Source organism: Brucella sp. HL-2 (assembly GCF_025846885.2).
In the GTDB taxonomy this organism is placed as follows: domain Bacteria; phylum Pseudomonadota; class Alphaproteobacteria; order Rhizobiales; family Rhizobiaceae; genus Brucella; species Brucella quorumnocens.
Map to the genome: position 1 here is coordinate 54,868 of NZ_JAOYTK010000007.1, position 18,550 is coordinate 73,417.

The following is an 18,550-nucleotide window of genomic DNA, read 5'->3' on the forward strand; positions in this document are numbered from 1 at the left end:
TCATCAGGACCGGGCGTTTTCGGTTTCTGAATACTCGCGCGGCCGGTGCACGAGTGTCACCAGCACGACTGAAATAATCATCAGCAGATACCATGAGCCGAGCTTGCTCATTGAAACCAGCTCCCATCCATTGCGCTGGTTGGGATAGAGCCAGGCCTTCGACCACGTACCAATATTCTCGGCAATCCAGATGAACAGTGATGTGAGCAGGAACGCGACCAGCAACGGCATTTTATGCCGGAAACGAAACACGCGATAATGCATGCTTGTGCGCCAGTAGAGCGCGAAGGTGACTGCAAACAGAACCCAGCGCATATCCCAGATGAAGTGATGAGCGAAGAAATTGATATAAATTGCAGTTGCCAGAACAACCGTCATCCAGAGCGGCGGATAGTGATTCAGCCTTATATCGAAGATCCGATTGATACGCGCCATATAGGAGCCGACGGCCGCATACATAAAACCAGAAAAGAGCGGAACACCACCGATCCGGAAGAAGTTTTCTTCGGGATAAATCCATGAACCGGCATGGGTTTTGAATATTTCCATCGCTGTTCCAACGATATGGAAAATGACGATGACCTTGGCTTCTTCCCAAGCTTCCAGCTTGAAAATAAGCATTCCAAGCTGGATCAGCACAGCGGAAAGAAACAGGAAGTCGTAGCGGGTGATAAATCCTGTGCCACCTTCAATTCCACCTTCTGGCCAGAACCAGCGTGTGAGAATAATCAGGCCCAGCATTGCGCCGCCAAACAGGCAGGCCCATGCCTGTTTCAATCCGAAAACCAGAAATTCAATCAGTGCATCGCTGATGCGGTGACGAGGTAAGCTATCGAGAAGGCGATGGGCCGCCTTATCTATGCGCTTTTCAAGGCCGGTAAACTGCCTATCGGTCTGCAATTATAGTTTCCAGAAATTGGGTCAGATTATCGGTCACATAATCCACCTGATCCGTGAATTCCGGGTCACTTTCCCAAATCTCCGAGAATGTCGGCTCAAAATTGTTCGGAACCACCAGCACGGTTTTCATGCCCAGCGTCTTTGGCACGACAAGATTGCGCGCGAGGTCCTCAAACATGACAGCCTTTTGCGCATCCACGCCGAAAGCTCCGAGAAAACGGTCGTAAGTGACACGCTCTGGTTTTGGCGTCAGACCTGCTGCAACAATGTCGAAAATATCATCGAAATCATCGAGAATGCCGAGTTGACGTGCGGCGCGTTCGGCGTGTCCGCGATCGCCATTGGTGAAGATGAAGCGGCGACCGGGCAGGGCACGGATTGCTTCTCCAAGTGCCGGATCAGGTTGCAGCCAGGAATAGTCGATGTCGTGTACCTTCTTTAGAAAGTCGTCCGGATCGATTTCATGGCATTCCATCAGACCTTTCAGCGTGGTGCCATATTCCAGATAAAACTGCTTCTGAATCTTGCGCGCTTCGTCGCGCGGCAGCTTCAGGAGGTTCTCGACATAGCTCGTCATGCGCACATCGATCTGCGAGAACAGATCAGCGGCGTGCGGATAGAGCGTATTGTCGAGGTCGAATACCCAGTCGGTGACGTGAGCGAAGGCCGGAGCATCAGGTTGATTGGTCATAAGTCTTTATGTCACGAAGGCGGGCCAAGAAAAAGCCGCCCGAAGGCGGCTAACTGATTATGGCACGATAAGCGTGCCGGCACCGTGTTCGGTGAAAAGCTCAAGCAGTACCGAATGCGGTGTCTTGCCATTGAGAATGACCACACCTTCAACGCCGCGACGGATCGCGTCGATACAGGTCTCGACCTTTGGGATCATGCCGCCGGAGATCGTGCCGTCCTTGATCAGCGCCTGTGCATCGGCAACCGACAATTCCTTGATGAGCTTCTTGTCCTTGTCGAGAACGCCTGGAACGTCGGTAAGGAACAGAAGACGCGTTGCAGCCAGTGCCCCTGCGATAGCGCCCGCAAAAGTATCGGCATTGATGTTGTATGTATGACCGTCGCGACCCGGTGCGACAGGCGCAATAACCGGGATCATTTCTGAGCGCGCTAGAAGATCGAGAAGCGTGCGGTCGACTTCAGCTGGTTCACCAACAAAGCCCAGATCAAGCACCTTTTCGATATTGGAATCGGGATCGATGACGGTTTTGTGCGCCTTGCGCGCAAAAACCATATTGCCATCTTTACCGCAAAGACCGATGGCCCATTCGCCTTCAGCATTGATGAGGGCGACGATCTCTTTGTTGATGGAACCGGCGAGAACCATCTCCACCACTTCAACCGTCTTTTCGTCGGTAACGCGAAGGCCGCCTTCAAAGCGCGATTCAATGCCGAGCTTGGTCAGCATCGCCTGAATCTGCGGGCCACCGCCATGGACAACAATTGGATTGATACCTGACTGCTTGAGAAGCGCGATGTCTCGGGCAAAGGCCTTGCCAAGCTCTGGGTTGCCCATGGCGTGACCGCCATATTTCACCACGACATTCTTGTTTTCGTAGCGCTGCATATAGGGCAGGGCTGCCGAAAGGAGTTGCGCTTGCATTTCAGGATTATCAAGAGTGGTCATCGCGGGCTCCATGGCTGGCGACAGGGCAAGAGAGGCAGGCTTTTCTAAGCAATATGCAGTGCTCTGTAAAACGGTTTTCCATTGTTTGTTCGCGAATATTTGAACGCGTCGCCAAAGACCGCCCAATTAAAATCCTATGAGAGCGCTAAAAGATTGCGCATAACACATGCTCTTGAATGGAGTGGTTTAATGCGACGGGCAGTTTTCACAGCTTTGATTTTTCTGGCAGGTATAGGTGCGTCGCAAGCAGCATCGACAACTGAAACCATCATCATGTTGCGCCATGGCGAAAAGCCGGATCAGGGCTTGGGGCAACTCAATTGTCAGGGGCTTAACCGTGCGCTGAAACTACCGGCGGTGATTGCGCAGAAATTCGGCAAACCGGATTATATCTTTGCGCCCAATCCTGCTCAGTTGAAGGAAGATAAGGGCGCGATCTATTCCTATAATCGCCCGCTTGCCACGGTTGAGCCGACGGCTATCAAGTTCGGAATGCCGGTCGATACGCGCTTTGGTTTCAAGGATATTGAGGAACTGCAGGCGACGCTCGCGCAGCCTGAATATCGCAACGCGACAGTACTGATGGGTTGGGAGCACAAGCAGCTTGTAAAGCTTGCCAGAAACATCGTGAAGGATAGCGGTGATGATAAGGCTCTCGTACCCAAATGGCCCGGCGAAGATTTCGACAGCATGTATGTTCTGCGTGTCACGCGTGATGGTTCAAAGACCACCACGCAGTTTGAGCAGCTCAAGCAGGGACTAAACAATCAGTCGGCAAGCTGCCCGAGCTAAACTAAGCGAAGTCTCCGCTTTTTCCGGAAATGCACTATTCCTTGGCTACCAGCGCAATCGCGGCACGCAGCTCATCCAGACCGAGGCCTTTCTCTGACGAGGTCGTGATGATGCCGGGGAAGCAGGCCGCACGCTTTTTGGTAAGCGCATGGGTTTCTTCCAGCAGACGGGGAATGCCAGCAGCCTTGATCTTGTCGATCTTGGTCAGCACGATCTGATAAGAGACTGCGGCCTTGTCGAGCAGGTCGAGCACTTCAGCGTCGTTCTTCTTGATGCCGTGGCGGGAGTCGATCAGCAGATAGACGCGCTTTAACGTCGTACGGCCGCGAAGATAATCGAAGACGAGACGCGTCCATGCGTCGACATGGGCTTTTGGCGCTTCAGCAAAGCCGTAGCCCGGCATGTCGACAAGCGCCAATGGCGGAAGGTCGCCATTCTCGCCAGAATAGCCATCAGGAACGAAATAGTTCAATTCCTGCGTGCGGCCCGGTGTGTTGGAGGTACGGGCGAGTGCCTTTTTGCCGACAATCGCATTGATAAGCGAAGATTTACCGACATTTGAACGCCCGGCAAAAGCAATTTCAACAGGGCCTTCCAGTGGCAGAAATTTCATCGACGGCACGCCACGGATGAAGATCCACGATTTCTTGAAGAGCAGGCGCCCTTCTTCGACCAAAGCTGCATGTGCTGCGCGGGTCGCATCTGCTGCTAACTGGGCTGCTGCCTGCTTTTTATCCTGATCGCTCAATGTGGTCTTCCTGATCGTGTACTCTAAAGAATACACGCATCAATGTTAGAGGCTGTAATGTCAACTGTTCTGGATGAACGAGCACCAAAAAAGCCCCGCTAGTGCGGGGCTTTTTGTCTTTTTACTTTTTTACGTCTTTCGGCTTTCGCTTGAAGACGTCTTTCAGATTGTCAAAAAGTTCGATTTTGACACCCTGACGCTTCATGATCACAGCCTGCTGAGTGATGGAAAGCGTGTTGTTCCATGCCCAGTAGATGACGAGACCTGCTGGGAACGATGCCAGCATGAAGGTGAAGATGATCGGCATCCAGGTGAAGATCATCGCCTGTGTTGGATCTGGAGGCGTTGGGTTCATGCGCATCTGCAGGAACATGGTGATGCCCATGATAAGCGGCCAAACGCCAATCATCAGGAATGCTGGAACTGCGAAAGGCAGAAGACCGAACAGGTTGAAGATCGATGTTGGATCGGGTGCTGCAAGATCCTGAATCCAGCCAAAGAATGGCGCATGGCGCATTTCGATGGTGACGTACAGAACCTTATAGAGTGCGAAGAACACCGGAATCTGGACCAGCACTGGCCAGCAACCTGCAAGCGGATTGATCTTTTCCTGCTTGTAGAGCTGCATCATCTCTTGCTGCTGCTTCATCTTGTCATCCGCATACTTCTCGCGGATTTCAGTCATCTTCGGCTGCACCAGCTTCATACGCGCCATCGACTTGTATGACTTGTTGGCCAGTGGGAAGAACAGGGCCTTGAGCAGAACAGTGACAACCAGAATGGCGACGCCGAAATTGCCGGAGAATTTGTAGATCCAGTCGATGAGGTAGAACATCGGCTTGGTGATGAAGTAGAACCAGCCCCAGTCGATCAGCAGTTCGAACTGCTTGATGCCGAGCTTTTCCTCGTAATTCTTGATATCCGAAACGACCTTGGCACCAGCGAAAACATGGTTCTTGATGGTGCTGGCTTCACCAGCAGCAACCGTGATCGGTGCGCTGAGGAAATCCGACTGGTAGCGCGGACGGTCATTGGTGAAGTGCGAGAAACGCGCCGTGTATTTTTCGTTCTGTGGTGGAACGAGCGTGGCTGCCCAATACTTGTCGGTGATGCCGACCCAACCGCCTGTGACGTCCTTGAACGAAATGTCCTTGTCGTCTTCAACCTTGGAATACTTGATTTCCTGAAGGCCGTCCTGACCCATGACGCCGATAAGGCCTTCATGAAGAACATAAGTGGCGCTGGCGTGTTCTGGCTGGTTGAAACGCGTTACACGGCCATAAGAAGCAAGCGAGATCGGAGCGCCGGTGTTGTTGGTGACCGTATCGTCGACTTCGAACATGTAAGCATCGTCAACCGAGATGACGCGCTTGAATGTGATGTTCTTGTCGTTGGTGAAGGTCAGGGTAACAGGCGTCGATGCCGTCAGCTTATTGTTGCCTTCAACGGTCCAGACAGTGTTTGGACCAGGAACTTCGCCGGTTGCGTCGTTGCCGGTGAAACCGAGTTCAACGAAATAACCCTGCTTGAGAGCCGATGGGGCGAGCAGTTCGATTTCAGGGGACTTGTCGTCAACGGTCTCGTGGTACTTTTTGAGATAGAGATCATCAAGACGTGCACCCGTCAGGTTGATCGAGCCGCGCAGCGAGGCTGTGTCGATTTCGACGCGCTGCGACTGCGCTGCAGCAGCTTCGCGGGTCAATGCGCCGCCTGCGGCTACGCCATCGCCCTGGCCGGGTATTGCGCCGGACGTACCGGGCATCTGTGGGGTGTCACCGCCCTGCGCGCCGCCCTGAGCCCCACTTTGTGTGGCTTGCTGGGTCTGGCGCTGCTGCTCCTCAATGCGTGTCTGCTCCCGCTGGGCTTCCGTTTTCGGTCCCAGATAGAATACTTGCCACAGCGTTAATACGAGGATGGACAGGGCAATGGTGATGAAGAAATTACGATTATTTTCCATTGACGGGTCCTGATTCCGGTCTTTCCGTTCGGCGTTTCTTTTCGTCCCGCCGCCCATCCGTAGCTTTTAAGCGTTTGGAGAGTTCTGCGGTCAATTGCGAAAAGGGCGCAGTGAGTGCTTGCTCGCGTGCTACGATCACATAGTCTGTCGAAGCCGCCATGTCACGCCCCACGTGACAACGAACCGCTTCTCGCAACCTGCGACGGATACGATTTCGTATCACTGCATTGCCGTTTTTCTTGGTGACAGTGAAGCCTGCGCGGGGTTTTTCACCGATTTTGGCTGCTTCAGACTCTTCTTCAGAACGTTTCCGAACTTCGAGAAGAAACAGTGGACCACGCCGTTTTTCACCATTCCTTACAGACAAAAACTCCGCTCTCTTGCGAAGGCGGAGTATTTGTTTCTGCTTTTTCATATCTTTATTCACCGCGCTGGACGCGCGGAAAAAGATTAAGCGGAAAGCCGCTTGCGGCCGCGCGAACGGCGAGCGGCAAGAACCTTGCGACCGCCGGCAGTTGCCATGCGTGCACGGAAACCGTGACGACGCTTACGGACGAGATTTGATGGCTGAAAAGTGCGCTTCATTTATTTAATACCGCGGTGTGCGGCCCTTCTTGGTTCTGTCTTTGAACAGGAGCTAGTTCATTCCCTCGCGGAGCGGACAGCACAAACTATCCGTTAACCCGTGCGGGCGAACGTGGTGCGGCTTATAAGAGCACGGGCATCAAGAGTCAATTCCCACGAAGGCGTTCAACGCAAACATGTGATCAGAGCTGAAACACGCTCTAATAGTCTATTTCTGCGCATAACTTTCCGAAAGCCGCTTCGCACTTTTGCTGGAAATGACTAATATCAAAGTTCATTGAGTAAGACTCATCGGACTTTGGTTAAGCCCGTGTGGCGATTGAACATTTTCAAGGCGTGATGCGTCAGCATCTTGAGCCGCCTTGGTATTAACGACGGGGCGGCTTCGCCTTGTTGAGCATGATGGCCGCGCGGACGAGCGCTTTCAACGCATCTTCATTGATGGCTTCGCCTTCGCGTATATCGATTGCCCGTCTCATATTGCCTTCCAGACTTGAGTTAAAGAGAGTTGACGGGTCCGCGAGGGATGCGCCTTTGGCGAAGGTCAGCTTCACGACGCTTTTATAAGTCTCGCCCGTACAGATTATGCCTGTATGCGACCAGACCGGTACGCCTCGCCATTTCCACTCTTCAATGATCTCTGGATCAGACTGTCTGATGATAGCTCGGACCTTTGCAAGCGTTTCGCCACGCCAATCTGCAAGATCCTTGATCCGGGCGTCGATCAATTGCGACGGGTTTTGGTCTTCATCTGCTTGTACTGAGCTGTTTTTGGTCATGATGGCTTCATCCCATTCGGGGCAACCATAGCACTGCACTTTATTGCAGGCGAGTGTGACGCGTTCTGGGAGCACTTTCGACGGAATTGTCCGCATCAAGCAGTAATCAGCCATTGCCAAAGCGGGCAGGGGCTTTAATAAGGATGCGCAACATTTTTAAATGCGGGACGATTTCCGCAGCAGTCATGAGAGGAGTTCACCATGAGCATCCGTCGTATCGAAGTCGGACCACGTATGAGCCAGGCCGTAGTTCACGGCAATACCGTTTATCTCGCCGGTCAGGTTGGCGAGCCGGGCGCAAGCGTGACTGATCAGACCAAGGCCGTTCTGTCTGAAGTTGATCGCCTTCTCGCAGCCGCTGGTTCGGACAAATCAAAGATCTTGCAGGCTATCATCTGGCTCGCAGACATGAAGGACTTCGCTGAAATGAACGCAGTCTGGGACAGCTGGGTCGACAAGGCCAACACGCCTGCACGCGCGACCGGCGAAGCAGCACTCGCGACCCCGGATTACAAAGTCGAGATCATCATTACTGCGGCAATCTAATTCTTCGTAGTTGCCGATTGGAAACCCCGCGCAAGCGGGGTTTTTTATTGGCGTATCCGCTCCGAATAGCCATCGCGACCGCCTGCTTGTGCCTTTTCGTCGATGGATGCACGCTTCTCTATCTCTTCAAGCGTGCCATTGTTTTCGAGCCAGCCATGGTCATAAAGATAACCTGGCAGATAGCCGGACAAGAGAATGCGGTAATCAAATGGGAATGTCGGATCAAGCACACGCGCCATTGTGAAAATGATCGTCGTGCAATTGGCGCTCAGCGTATTATAGAATTTGGCCTTAGCCGCCAGTTCGTTCCCCAGCTCCACATAGGAGAGAAACAATTCGCGCGCACCCGCTGGAGGCAAATTCACGCGGTATCGATAGACATCTTCTTTACGGACATTGGTGCGTAGAAAAACGATGTCGCTTTCTTCGGCTGCAATCATAGCCAGTTCGAATTCACGGAAGAAGCCGCCGACGGCGGAATAGACCTCGTGATGTTCCTTGCGAATTTCGCCGGAAAATACGACATGTCGCCCATCTTCAAAGCCGAAGGACAGTAGTGTGTGGGCAATCGCCGGTCCCGCCCAATAGGACAGATAGACATCGACTGAGTTTATCTTGTTGAGGTCGTAAGTTTCTTCTTTCCAGACCGGCGTGAAGTCTTCAGGCGTTCGCCAGTCGAAATCCCGAACATTGAAAAGAGTGACCTGATCGCCCTCCACCTTGCCTGTGACTGTGCGTGCGACCTCGGGAGCCCAGATGCGATCAAGCGAAGGGCGGATGGTTGCCCACCAGCCCAGGAAGACAAGAGCAAGCAGGCAGAAGAACAGCCTCTTGCGCAGACAAAAGAACTGTCGCTCGCCTGCTATCACCCAAATAGCGATAAAGAGCCAGGCTGCAATTATAGAGCCGCGCACAGCATTGCCGAAGGGAAGCTGGAACCACATCCCGAAACTGGCCCAAATTGCAAAGATGATAACGAATAAGACGAAGACCAGTTTGCCTATGATACGGACGGTTTTTGATTTCAAGATAGAAGACATGGACATCCCGTATTCGCCTGGCGCGTCATTTGCCGAAGTTGTAGCGATACTGACATGATTTGCATTGGAATGTCATCGCCTATCCTCCAGGAAAGGCGATTTATCTGATAGATTAGACTTAATCAAAAGAAGGAAATTGTATTTTATTTCTTTAATATTACAGCGGCTTCACGCGGACGTTTTACTTGCTTGCTTCCTTTGGTAAACGGGCGTGCAACGCGCCACAACAGAAGTGTTGTTACAATCGCTGCGTAGATTATCGGCTCAGCGGGCCAGCTTTTAACAGACATCAGAAAATGTATCGCACCGCCAGCAATGGCGACATAGACAAGCTTGTGCAGCGTGACCCATCGCCGACCCAGCTTGCGAATAGACCAGTTGTTGGAGGTAAGCGCCAACGGCACAAGAAGCGCCAGACTGATCATGCCTATGGTGATGAAGGGTCTTTTCACAATATCGGCTATGACTGCCGAAATGCTGAGCGCCTGATCCAGCACCATATAAACTGTAAAATGCATCAGCACATAATAGAATGCGAGAAGCCCAAGTGCGCGTCGATAACGCAGCAGACTGATGCCAGTGACATCGCGGATGGGTGTTACGAGTAGTGTCAGAATGAGAAAGCGCAGTGCCCAGAGGCCGAGCGTATGCTCAAAGCTTTTGACGGGGTCTGCGCCGAGCTGATCGGTTGCACCGAGATAGAACGCCCACAACGCTGGCAGCAAGCCCAGGATATAAAGTCCCCAGACCTTCAATTCATTGACCCGTGCAGATTTGGTCTTGGCACTGGCCATGTCAGTAATTCTTCTGCAGGTCCATGCCAGCATAGAGCGATGCCACTTCTTCGGCATAGCCGTTGAAAGGCAGGGTAGGGCGGCGACTCGAACCGAAGAAGCTGCCTTCACCGATCCTGCGTTCAGTAGCCTGGCTCCAGCGCGGATGGTCGACTGCCGGGTTCACATTTGCATAGAAGCCATATTCATTGGCAGCTTGCTGTTGCCATGATGTGGGCGGCTGTTTCTCGACGAAGCTGATTTTGGTGATCGATTTGATGCCCTTGAAGCCATATTTCCATGGAACAACCAGCCGGACGGGGGCTCCATTGGCGTTAGGGAGTGTTTCACCATAAAGACCGACGGACAGAATTGTGAGCGGATGCATCGCCTCGTCTAAACGGAGGCCTTCGACATAGGGCCAGTTCAGAACTTGGAATAGCCCTTTTTGGCCAGGCATTTCTTCGGGGCGAACAACACCGGTAAAGGCAATGTATTTTGCAGAGCCAAGTGGCTCGACCTGGGCCAGCAGACTTGCCAGTGGGAAGCCTATCCAAGGGATGACCATCGACCATGCCTCCACGCAACGCATGCGATAGATGCGTTCTTCTAGCGGCATTTTGGCGATCAGATCCTGGATGTCGAATTCCTTCGGCTGTTTGACAAGACCATCGACTGTCAGGCGCCATGGCAAGGGTTTGAAATCGCCCGAATTGGCTGCCGGGTCGCTCTTGTCGGTCCCGAATTCGTAGAAATTATTGTAGGTCGTGACGGCCTCTTTTGGCGTCAGCTTTTCATCGACTTTATAAGACGAAGCTTTGGCCTTGAGCGGATCTGCAAACGCACCAGAGGCAAGCCCTGTTGCTGCCAGCGCACCAAGTCCGACCATGAATTCACGCCGCCGAAGATAGAATGTGCGCGGCGTGACCTGATCATCCGTCAGTCGGGCAGGCGAGAAGCGGCTAAATTTAACGTTGGTCATCGTTTTGAAATCCGTTCGTCGCAATCATAACCTATTTCTCCGCCTAAAGGCGTCAAAATCATGAATAATTTGCCGCTCCATTGTGGCTCACGCTTTGTTGATGGATTTGAGGTGCTGTAACAGAATTGTAACATTGCGTAACTTTTCGTGTATTCCGCCACATTCTCGCTAAAACTCTGCTGTTAAGAGCACTACATTCATCGAGCCGGCAGGGGTCATAGAGAACCCGGGTGGAGCTGCCTTAAAACCTTCGTTAACATATCAGTGGCAAGTTGAGCTTATGGTAAAGAAGACGTTTATAGCCGCCATTATGATGGCGCTCGCAGCAACAACAAGCACCGCATTTGCGGAAGGCCAGCCTACGCCTGTGAAGGTCGTGAGCAAGGCTCAGGGCATGGCATTGAACGGCATTTCTGCCTCAATGAAAGATGAAACAGGCACTCCCCAGCTGGGTGAGGGCGTAACAATGCGCGAAAAAAAGATGGACGTAGAAACAACCCCTGAACAGAATTTTTCGCGCAGCAAGCGGTTCATTTATCGCTTCTATAAGCCTGAAAACGCTTCCAACGAGCTGATTGTTCTCCTGCATGGTTCGGGCGGCAATGAAGCGAGCCTCGTGCCACTGGCGTCTAAAATTTGGCCGCGTGCAACGCTGCTGGGTATTCGTGGCCGTGTGATGCAGGATGGCGGTACGCGCTGGTACAAGCGCATTACACCTGTCAAGTTCGACCAGAAGGATGTGAAGCTTGAAGCCAATGCATTCGTGACGTCTTTGACGCGCTTGGCTGAAGAAAAAGAACTCGACCTCTCACACGCAACTTTTGTTGGTTATTCCAACGGTGCCAATTTGCTGGCCGCAACCATGATGTTGCACCCCGATCTGGTGAAGCGCGCGGTGCTGATGCGCTCCATGCCGGTGCTGGACAATGTGTCGGTTGCCAATCTTGGCAAAGCCCGCGTGTTGACGATTACAGGTCAGGAAGACAAGCTTTATTCGCCTTTCGCCCCAGCCTTGTCGGCCTTGCTGCGCTCTGGCGGTGCAAAGGTAGATGCCCGTACAATTGAGGCTGATCATATGCTGGGTGAAAAAGACGCGGCGGCAATTAGCCAGTGGGTTGCATCGCTTGGACCAGATGGCGGACCAACCGTCACGATGAAAGCGAAATAATCACAAATACAAAAAAAGCCCCGGATTGCCCGGGGCTTTTTTTGATTACAGCGGTTCCAGTTAAGATTGAATCCTTGCAGTCACTGTAACTTTTTTGCGCATTACCCCTACGCAAAACCGCTTCCCACTTTTGGCTCAAACGTTTTAACTTATCAGACTGATGTCATGTCGATGACGCCGCAGTCACCTGTTTCTGAGCCAAAGGCCAAACGACTGCCTTGGTCGTCCCAGCCCATGCTGGAAATTGCACCCTTGCCCGGACGACGCAGAAGAACTTCCTTCTGGTCCGAGAAGCGCACAAGAAGAACCATGCCGTCATTATAACCAATAGCGGTGATATCTTCGACTGGATGGCAGGCAACGGATGTTACCATGCTGTCGGCACGCAACCCCAATTCGAGCGGCGCTTTGCCCATCGGGCCATCTTTGCCAGCAAATGGCCAGACGATTGCGGCCGGTGCACCGGAGGTCGCCAGCCACTTGGCCTTAACGCTCCAGGACCAATCCTTGACCTTTGCGGGATAGCCCGTCATGCGCATGTGCTTGGTGTCTTCCAGACGCCAGCCGTGCAGCGCATTTTCTTGCATCGAGGTAATTAGAAAGCGACCGTCAGGCGAGAAAATGACGCCAATGTGCGCGCCTTTCCACTCCAGCTCCACAGGCTTTGCTTCGGTGCCGGTCCATATCAGGGTTGCGCCGTTGTAGCGCGCGATTGCGAGACGCTGCCCCTTGGGCGCAAAGGCTACGCCTTCGACACTGCGTTCCTGTGGAAATTCCTGCACTTTACCGTTGGACGTACGAACCCACGCGGTGCGCCCGGAGGCAAACCCAACGGTTCCGCCAGGGCCGCTTGCGACCGCAGTCATCCACTTGCGAGGAACTTTGGCCAATTCGGTGACGGTTCCGTCCGAAGCAGTGTGGCAAACGCGACCATCTTCGCCGCCGGTTACCAACGCCTTGCCGTCTACAGTCAATGTTGCGCTTAGAAGGCCGTCATGAGCCGTGCTGGTTTGGTGGCCATTGTCCAGCCGATGGATGGTTCCATCGGCCAGAGCAAAGAAGGGAACGCCGCTTATAAAGCGGGCATAGAGGCAATGACCATCAAGGTCGAGCGGGGCAACTGTAGGCATCAGCGTCCAATTTTACTTTGGCAATTTTACTTTGCCAATTTTACTGGGATTGGCAGTTTTCAAAACCGACTTTGAGTTCGGCCGCATTAAGCTCGCGTCCGATGAAGACAAGGCGGCTTTCATGCTTTTCTTCCGGCTTCCAGGCGCGTTGATGATCGCCTTCGATGATCATGTGAACACCCTGAACCACGTAGCGGTCCGGATCGTCCTTGAACGCGATGATACCCTTGAGACGCAGAATGTTCGGACCCTGTGTCTGGGTGATATTCTGTATCCATGGAAAGAACTTTGCCGGATCGATTTCACCAGCACGAAGCGAGACGGATGTCACCGTCACGTCATGGATCGGCGACGCATGATGATGATGGTCATGTCCGTGGTCGTGTTTGTGATCGTGCCCATGGTCATGCCCGTGATCATGCCCGTGATCATGCCCGTGATCATGATTGCAGTCGGGGCCGCAGGTATGGTCATGATCATGGTGGTGGTCGTGTCCATGATGATGGTGATGATCATGTCCGTGATCGTGGTCGCAATCAGGGCCGCAAACATGGTCCGGGTGATCGTGATCAAGGAAGTGAGGATCGGTCTCAAGCGCGCGCTTCAAGTCGAAAGCACCGCGATCGAGGACGCGCTCAAGCGGGATCGAAGCGCGTTCGGTGCGGTGAATGATGGCATGCGGATTGATGGCGCGCACAGTCGCTTCGATCACGGCCAGTTCTGCAGGTGTCACGAGGTCGGTTTTGTTGATCAGAACCACATCGGCAAATGCGATCTGGTCTTCAGCTTCGCGGCTATCTTTGAGGCGCAGCGGAAGGTGCTTTGCATCAACGAGTGCGACGACCGCATCAAGGCCGGTCTTGGCGCGCACATCATCATCCATGAAGAACGTCTGCGCGACGGGAACCGGATCGGCAAGGCCCGTGGTTTCGACGATGATGGCGTCGAAGCGACCGGGACGGCGCATCAGGCCCTGCACCACGCGGATCAAGTCTCCGCGCACGGTGCAGCAGATGCAGCCATTGTTCATTTCGTAGATTTCTTCGTCCGATTCGACGATCAGATCGTTATCGATGCCGATTTCGCCAAATTCGTTGACGATGACAGCATAACGCTTGCCGTGATTTTCGGTGAGGATGCGGTTGAGAAGCGTCGTTTTACCCGAGCCCAGATATCCGGTCAGAACGGTAACGGGAATGCGGCCAGCTTCTGTGCCAGCGTCTGTAATAGACTTGTCCTCAGTATGGGCTTCAGCCTGGCTCATTGTTCATGCCTCTTGAAGTTGCTGCCTTTTGGTGCGCGCACAAACATGCGCCATCAAGGCTTCAGATCGGGTTATTCATATAAGGGAAGGCACTCGTGAATGCTATATGCAATGCTATATTATTACATGGGGACCAATCACGTTCTCGCCAATTGCTTGGGTGCAAAGCGTGCCAGATCAAACTGATCTACATCGCGGAGAAGCTCGATAAAGCCTGCCACGGCGTGCGTGAGGATTTTTTCGCCAGCTTCTGCTGTGGCAGCACTTGCATTCCCCGCAACGCCTTCCGCATTCAAATCATGCATTTTCCAGCCGAAAGCATGCGGACCATAGGCACGTAAATGTTTGAATTGTTTCGCGAATTCCGATTGCGCATTGGAAAAGCTTCCGGCTTTTGACATGTCGACGAGATCAGGTCGCAGGGCCAGCATCACCGATGTTTCGATAAAGCCGCCATGAATATCGAGCGATTTTTCTTCCGGTGTAATTAACCCCTCCGGCAGACCGAAACGGGTCCAGCTTGTGGCCACGGCCAGCATGTCGAGGCGTGTGCGCAGTTCGGTTGCGACAATGGTCATCAGCGGCGCGTTGCCGCCGTGGGCATTGAGCATCACCAGTTTGCGGATGCCGCCGGCATGAAGGTTTTCACCCATGCCGATCCATTGATTGACGGCTTCTGAAAATGCGAGGCTCTGGGTGCCTTCTGTATCCATGTGCTCAATGGAATAGCCAATGGGTTGGGCAGGCAGAAAGTTGACATTCATATTAGCTGGCAGGGCTTCGTTTACACGCGCGACGATGCCTTCTGCGATGATTGTATCTGTTTCAAATGGCAGGTGGGGGCCATGTTGTTCGTGAGCGCCAAGTGGCAGGACGACGATCATGTCACTGTTCTGGTCGCGCAGGTTTGTCATGTTTCCCTCATCCTATTTCAATTAGTGCACGGTTCGATCTGATTGAATCAGATTGGTGCTCTAAAATATTGTCTTGATGCGCATTTGACCGAAAGCCGGTCCCCACTTTTCGGGATGCGCTCTAAATGCAAAGCCTAACGCCAGTGGACTACGACCGCAACCTAGAGCATTTCTTGTTTAAGACGAATCGTTAAAAATGCTCTATCTATTTGTTTTTACGTATGTCTTCATTCCAAAATCGGTTCCCACTTTTGGGAGACATGCTCTAAGCCCTTACTTTGTTAGACCAAGAAGAGTTTCATCGAGGTGGGATAGTCAAAATCGCACATAGCAAAAGAGTGTGTAGGCATTGCTAGAGCGCCGTTCGCCTTCTTGGGCGCACAAAGGTCACTCTAACACTTTATATTTACAGCATAATTCCTTAAACTGATTCAAGTTTAAGGAATTATGCTGTAGCGTCATACGATTTTCACCAAATTGATAATTACAGTCATATTTACTGGATAGATGTTTGTTATTTCATAAGTCGGACAATATTTTACTTTATAAATATGTGTGACAATGTCGATCCAGCGACAAACTAAAGTCGCAACAAGGGCGAGGTGGCGATGAGTAAGGACAATAAGGCGGTCATGCTGTACCGGCTGCAATCTGTAGCGCGTCTGACGCGTACAGTGTTGGCAACACGTCTTCTGGAGCTTGGGCTCTATGCTGGTCAGGATGCGGTTATGCTGCAGCTCGCCTCAGAAGATGGCCTGCCTCCGGGTGTGCTGGCTCAGCGGTTGGGGGTGCGCCCTCCGACTATCACCAAAACCATCACGCGCCTGCAAAGTCAGGGTTTTGTCGTCAAGCGCGCTTCGGAAACGGACCAGCGCCAGTCACATGTCTATCTGACACCGCAGGGGCTCGAAGCAATCAAGGTCATTGAGAAGGCCATTCGCAAGACTGAAAAAGACATGCTGAAAGGCCTCGACAAGAAGGAACGCAAGGCTTTTCTGAAGATGCTTGGGCGCATGGAAAGCAACCTGGTCGCGCGCGGTGCAGCACGCCTTACCGACGAGTTGGACAAGGAAGTTGTTGATGACGATGATGTGGAATAAGTGCATGGTCGCTAAGCCGCGCTGAAAAAACTTTCAATTCAATGATTGCAATGGCATAACCATCTGCAAGATGGGATGGCCGCTCCTCTGATTGTCTGGCCGATGCCATCCTGTTTCGACTGTGGCAAGACCATTTCGGGGAGGCGACTTGGCTCAGAAAATCAAGCTTTCGACCATCGCAGACGCGCTTGGTGTTTCGACGGCCACCGTTTCGCTGGCATTGCGCGACAGTCCGCTTGTCGCCGACCAGACGCGTGAAAAAATCAAGGAACATGCCCGAACCATCGGTTATATCTATAACCGGAGGGCGGCGAGCCTGCGGACATCCCGTTCCGGGATCGTAGGCGTTGTTGTGCATGACATCATGAATCCGTTCTTCGCCGAAATTTTGCGGTCGATTGAAACGGAACTTGATCGTTCGCGCCAGACCTTTATTCTTTCCAACCATTACGACCAGCTGGAAAAGCAGCGCACCTTTATGGATACGCTGCTGCAGCTTGGTGCGGATGGTGTGATCATGTCACCAGCCATTGGCACGCCGCCGGAAGATATTCAGCTCGCGGAAGATAATGGTCTGCCGGTCGTGTTGATCGCACGTAGCGTCGAAGGTGTTCATGCGCCGGTTTTCCGCGGCGACGATGCCTATGGTATCGGGCTTGCGACCAACCATCTTATCTCGCTGGGCCACACACGCATTGCCATGATCGGCGGTACGGACCAGACCTCGACTGGCCGCGATCGTTATCGTGGTTATGTGCAGGCTATGGATAAGGCCGGATTTGAAGTGAACCCGGAATGGCGCATTTCGGGTCCACGTACTAAGCAGGGCGGCTTTGAAGTTGCGCCGCAATTTCTCGCATTGAAAGATAAGCCGACAGCGGCTGTGTGCTGGAACGATTTGACCGCTATCGGTCTGATGAACGGTATTTCACGTGCAGGCCTCGTGCCGGGTGAAGATATTTCTGTCACGGGTTATGATGATCTCGAAGAAGCGGCGATAGCAACGCCTGCACTCACAACGGTCTGGAATGGCCAGCGTGAAGTCGGCCGCCGTGCTGCGCGTGCGCTTCTTGATCAGCTGAACGGGGTTGAAGTTTCGTCGAACCAGGAACTCATCAAACCGGAATTGCATATCCGGCAGTCCACTTCAAAACCGAAACACGCCTGATTTTCCCATAACCGGGCTAGGTTCTCTGGTCCGATGAATTCTGCTTGAACTTAAGGAAGCTGCCATGACCCAACGTGAAGCGACCATTCTGGTGCTCGGTAATTTCAACGATTATGCCGTGCAGAGGCTCTCGGGGGAGTTCAAGGTCAAACGCATTCCTAAGGGGGATGCAACACTGGTCGATGCAAGCTGGGCGGAAGACGTCAAAGGTGTAGCAAGCATGTCGACGGTCAATGCCTTATTGATCGACGCATTGCCAAACCTCGAGATCATTGGCAATTTCGGCGTCGGTTATGACGCAGTCGATGCAAAGCATGCCGCGACCAAGAATGTCATGGTCACGAATACGCCGGATGTGCTGACCGAAGAAGTTGCCGATACGACGATCGGTCTGCTAATCGACACTGTTCGCGAGTTGTCAAAGTCGCAGGAGTTTCTCCGCGCGGGAAACTGGGTGAAGGAAGGCCGTTACCCGCTTTCCAAACTATCGCTGCGGGGCCGTAAGGTCGGTATTTTTGGGCTTGGACGTATTGGCAAGGCTGTCGCACATCGCGTTGAAGCCTTCGGTCTGCCGATTGCCTATCACAATCGTCGCAAGGCTGATGATGTGGCTTACGATTATTATCCAAGCCTGCTTGAGCTCGCCCAAGCGGTTGATACACTCATTCTGGTCGCGCCGGGTGGCGCTGAGACTGCCAAGGCAGTCAACACAGAAGTGCTGAAGGCGCTCGGTTCAGAAGGTGTTCTAGTCAATATCGGTCGTGGTTCGGTCGTTGATGAAGGTGCGCTTGCAGCGGCTTTGACGAATGGCACGATTGCTGCCGCTGGACTTGATGTCTTCGCCGATGAACCCAATGTGCCACAGGCGCTGCTTGATGCGCCTAATACGGTATTGCTGCCGCATATTGGTTCTGCATCCGAGAAAACCCGTCAGGGCATGGCCGATCTTGTGATCGACAACCTGATTTCATGGTTCGACAAGGGGGAAGCACTAACGCCCGTGCCTGAAACCATTCACGTTAAGAACAAGTAAGATAAAGCGCCAGTCTCATTCATTGAAACTGG

20 protein-coding genes are annotated in these 18,550 nt (G+C 52.8%); 6 read left to right on the plus strand and 14 right to left on the minus strand.

The features are described 5' to 3' along the window. Positions 1-3: 3 nt before the first annotated feature. Genes OIV19_RS11090 through argB form a run of 3 tightly spaced genes read right to left on the minus strand, consistent with a single transcriptional unit; the run spans position 4 to position 2,539 of the window. Complete coding sequence (locus tag OIV19_RS11090) at positions 4-900, minus strand: DUF817 domain-containing protein (protein WP_264231671.1); 897 nt, start codon at positions 898-900, stop codon at positions 4-6. Continuing rightward, positions 887-1,591 (minus strand): pyrimidine 5'-nucleotidase, encoded by a 705-nt coding sequence (locus OIV19_RS11095; RefSeq protein WP_264231672.1) that lies wholly within the window; start codon positions 1,589-1,591, stop codon positions 887-889. Before OIV19_RS11095 ends, OIV19_RS11090 begins: the two co-directional genes overlap by 14 nt. Before the next feature lie 57 nt (positions 1,592-1,648). Next, on the minus strand, positions 1,649-2,539 hold the full coding sequence (argB, locus tag OIV19_RS11100) for an acetylglutamate kinase (protein WP_095447242.1): 891 nt from the start codon (positions 2,537-2,539) through the stop codon (positions 1,649-1,651). A gap of 189 nt (positions 2,540-2,728) precedes the next feature. Between argB and OIV19_RS11105 the strand changes: the two genes are divergently transcribed. Next, on the plus strand, positions 2,729-3,331 hold the full coding sequence (locus tag OIV19_RS11105; protein WP_264231673.1) for a hypothetical protein: 603 nt from the start codon (positions 2,729-2,731) through the stop codon (positions 3,329-3,331). 34 nt (positions 3,332-3,365) lie between these two features. Here OIV19_RS11105 and yihA read toward each other — a convergent pair whose 3' ends face one another. The 5 genes from yihA to OIV19_RS11130 form a co-directional block, all read right to left on the minus strand. After that, positions 3,366-4,079, minus strand: coding sequence for a ribosome biogenesis GTP-binding protein YihA/YsxC (gene yihA, locus OIV19_RS11110; protein WP_024899261.1), 714 nt, complete (start codon positions 4,077-4,079; stop codon positions 3,366-3,368). A gap of 121 nt (positions 4,080-4,200) precedes the next feature. Continuing rightward, positions 4,201-6,036, minus strand: a complete 1,836-nt coding sequence (yidC, locus tag OIV19_RS11115) for a membrane protein insertase YidC (protein WP_095447240.1) — start codon at positions 6,034-6,036, stop codon at positions 4,201-4,203. After that, positions 6,026-6,451 carry a ribonuclease P protein component gene (rnpA, locus tag OIV19_RS11120; RefSeq protein WP_036567963.1) on the minus strand — a complete coding sequence of 142 codons (426 nt, stop codon included), beginning with the start codon at positions 6,449-6,451 and terminating at the stop codon, positions 6,026-6,028. Before rnpA ends, yidC begins: the two co-directional genes overlap by 11 nt. Before the next feature lie 35 nt (positions 6,452-6,486). After that, a complete protein-coding gene (gene rpmH / locus OIV19_RS11125) occupies positions 6,487-6,621 on the minus strand; it encodes a 50S ribosomal protein L34 (protein WP_024899264.1) in 135 nt (44 codons plus the stop codon). Between the two features lie 368 nt (positions 6,622-6,989). After that, positions 6,990-7,400: a DUF1801 domain-containing protein gene (locus OIV19_RS11130; RefSeq protein ID WP_264231674.1), complete on the minus strand. Its 411-nt coding sequence runs from the start codon at positions 7,398-7,400 to the stop codon at positions 6,990-6,992. A gap of 201 nt (positions 7,401-7,601) precedes the next feature. On the opposite strand from OIV19_RS11130, the gene OIV19_RS11135 reads away from it, so the two are divergent. After that, entirely contained in the window at positions 7,602-7,946 is a 345-nt protein-coding gene (locus OIV19_RS11135; RefSeq protein WP_095447239.1) for a RidA family protein, read from the plus strand. A gap of 44 nt (positions 7,947-7,990) precedes the next feature. Here the strand turns inward: OIV19_RS11135 and OIV19_RS11140 are convergent, their stop codons facing one another. The 3 genes from OIV19_RS11140 to msrP all read right to left on the minus strand — a co-directional run bounded on the left by OIV19_RS11140 (position 7,991) and on the right by msrP (position 10,741). Continuing rightward, positions 7,991-8,986, minus strand: coding sequence for an Lnb N-terminal periplasmic domain-containing protein (locus OIV19_RS11140; RefSeq protein WP_191793569.1), 996 nt, complete (start codon positions 8,984-8,986; stop codon positions 7,991-7,993). A 143-nt stretch (positions 8,987-9,129) separates the two neighbouring features. Beyond that, complete coding sequence (gene msrQ, locus OIV19_RS11145; protein ID WP_264231675.1) at positions 9,130-9,780, minus strand: protein-methionine-sulfoxide reductase heme-binding subunit MsrQ; 651 nt, start codon at positions 9,778-9,780, stop codon at positions 9,130-9,132. 1 nt (position 9,781) lies between these two features. Beyond that, positions 9,782-10,741 carry a protein-methionine-sulfoxide reductase catalytic subunit MsrP gene (gene msrP, locus OIV19_RS11150; RefSeq protein ID WP_095447964.1) on the minus strand — a complete coding sequence of 320 codons (960 nt, stop codon included), beginning with the start codon at positions 10,739-10,741 and terminating at the stop codon, positions 9,782-9,784. A 313-nt stretch (positions 10,742-11,054) separates the two neighbouring features. Here msrP and OIV19_RS11155 point away from each other — a divergent pair, with 313 nt between their 5' ends. Continuing rightward, complete coding sequence (locus OIV19_RS11155) at positions 11,055-11,909, plus strand: alpha/beta hydrolase (RefSeq protein ID WP_404901458.1); 855 nt, start codon at positions 11,055-11,057, stop codon at positions 11,907-11,909. Between the two features lie 152 nt (positions 11,910-12,061). Here the strand turns inward: OIV19_RS11155 and OIV19_RS11160 are convergent, their stop codons facing one another. The 3 genes from OIV19_RS11160 to OIV19_RS11170 all read right to left on the minus strand — a co-directional run bounded on the left by OIV19_RS11160 (position 12,062) and on the right by OIV19_RS11170 (position 15,217). Next, positions 12,062-13,039: a WD40 repeat domain-containing protein gene (locus tag OIV19_RS11160; protein ID WP_095447235.1), complete on the minus strand. Its 978-nt coding sequence runs from the start codon at positions 13,037-13,039 to the stop codon at positions 12,062-12,064. A 40-nt stretch (positions 13,040-13,079) separates the two neighbouring features. After that, positions 13,080-14,303, minus strand: a complete 1,224-nt coding sequence (locus OIV19_RS11165) for a CobW family GTP-binding protein (protein ID WP_264231676.1) — start codon at positions 14,301-14,303, stop codon at positions 13,080-13,082. Between the two features lie 137 nt (positions 14,304-14,440). Further along, positions 14,441-15,217 carry a creatininase family protein gene (locus OIV19_RS11170; protein WP_264231677.1) on the minus strand — a complete coding sequence of 259 codons (777 nt, stop codon included), beginning with the start codon at positions 15,215-15,217 and terminating at the stop codon, positions 14,441-14,443. Positions 15,218-15,825: 608 nt separating this feature from the next. Between OIV19_RS11170 and OIV19_RS11175 the strand changes: the two genes are divergently transcribed. The 3 genes from OIV19_RS11175 to OIV19_RS11185 all read left to right on the plus strand — a co-directional run bounded on the left by OIV19_RS11175 (position 15,826) and on the right by OIV19_RS11185 (position 18,518). Then, the gene (locus tag OIV19_RS11175) at positions 15,826-16,317 is read left to right on the plus strand and encodes a MarR family winged helix-turn-helix transcriptional regulator (protein ID WP_095447232.1); all 492 of its coding nucleotides are present in this window, start codon (positions 15,826-15,828) and stop codon (positions 16,315-16,317) included. A 148-nt stretch (positions 16,318-16,465) separates the two neighbouring features. After that, positions 16,466-17,485 (plus strand): LacI family DNA-binding transcriptional regulator, encoded by a 1,020-nt coding sequence (locus OIV19_RS11180; RefSeq protein ID WP_095447231.1) that lies wholly within the window; start codon positions 16,466-16,468, stop codon positions 17,483-17,485. 64 nt (positions 17,486-17,549) lie between these two features. Continuing rightward, complete coding sequence (locus OIV19_RS11185; RefSeq protein WP_264231678.1) at positions 17,550-18,518, plus strand: 2-hydroxyacid dehydrogenase; 969 nt, start codon at positions 17,550-17,552, stop codon at positions 18,516-18,518. The last annotated feature ends 32 nt before the right edge of the window (positions 18,519-18,550 follow it).

Coding starts and splice junctions, on each gene's coding strand:
- OIV19_RS11165 (WP_264231676.1), bottom strand. CDS start 14,303: ATGAGCCAGGCTGAAGCCCATACTGAGGACAAGTCTATTACAGACGCT.
- argB (WP_095447242.1), bottom strand. CDS start 2,539: ATGACCACTCTTGATAATCCTGAAATGCAAGCGCAACTCCTTTCGGCA.
- msrQ (WP_264231675.1), bottom strand. CDS start 9,780: ATGGCCAGTGCCAAGACCAAATCTGCACGGGTCAATGAATTGAAGGTC.
- rpmH (WP_024899264.1), bottom strand. CDS start 6,621: ATGAAGCGCACTTTTCAGCCATCAAATCTCGTCCGTAAGCGTCGTCAC.
- msrP (WP_095447964.1), bottom strand. CDS start 10,741: ATGACCAACGTTAAATTTAGCCGCTTCTCGCCTGCCCGACTGACGGAT.
- OIV19_RS11155 (WP_404901458.1), top strand. CDS start 11,055: ATGGCGCTCGCAGCAACAACAAGCACCGCATTTGCGGAAGGCCAGCCT.
- rnpA (WP_036567963.1), bottom strand. CDS start 6,451: ATGAAAAAGCAGAAACAAATACTCCGCCTTCGCAAGAGAGCGGAGTTT.
- OIV19_RS11175 (WP_095447232.1), top strand. CDS start 15,826: ATGAGTAAGGACAATAAGGCGGTCATGCTGTACCGGCTGCAATCTGTA.
- OIV19_RS11185 (WP_264231678.1), top strand. CDS start 17,550: ATGACCCAACGTGAAGCGACCATTCTGGTGCTCGGTAATTTCAACGAT.
- OIV19_RS11160 (WP_095447235.1), bottom strand. CDS start 13,039: ATGCCTACAGTTGCCCCGCTCGACCTTGATGGTCATTGCCTCTATGCC.
- OIV19_RS11140 (WP_191793569.1), bottom strand. CDS start 8,986: ATGTCTTCTATCTTGAAATCAAAAACCGTCCGTATCATAGGCAAACTG.
- OIV19_RS11135 (WP_095447239.1), top strand. CDS start 7,602: ATGAGCATCCGTCGTATCGAAGTCGGACCACGTATGAGCCAGGCCGTA.
- OIV19_RS11130 (WP_264231674.1), bottom strand. CDS start 7,400: ATGACCAAAAACAGCTCAGTACAAGCAGATGAAGACCAAAACCCGTCG.
- yidC (WP_095447240.1), bottom strand. CDS start 6,036: ATGGAAAATAATCGTAATTTCTTCATCACCATTGCCCTGTCCATCCTC.
- OIV19_RS11095 (WP_264231672.1), bottom strand. CDS start 1,591: ATGACCAATCAACCTGATGCTCCGGCCTTCGCTCACGTCACCGACTGG.
- OIV19_RS11105 (WP_264231673.1), top strand. CDS start 2,729: ATGCGACGGGCAGTTTTCACAGCTTTGATTTTTCTGGCAGGTATAGGT.
- OIV19_RS11170 (WP_264231677.1), bottom strand. CDS start 15,217: ATGACAAACCTGCGCGACCAGAACAGTGACATGATCGTCGTCCTGCCA.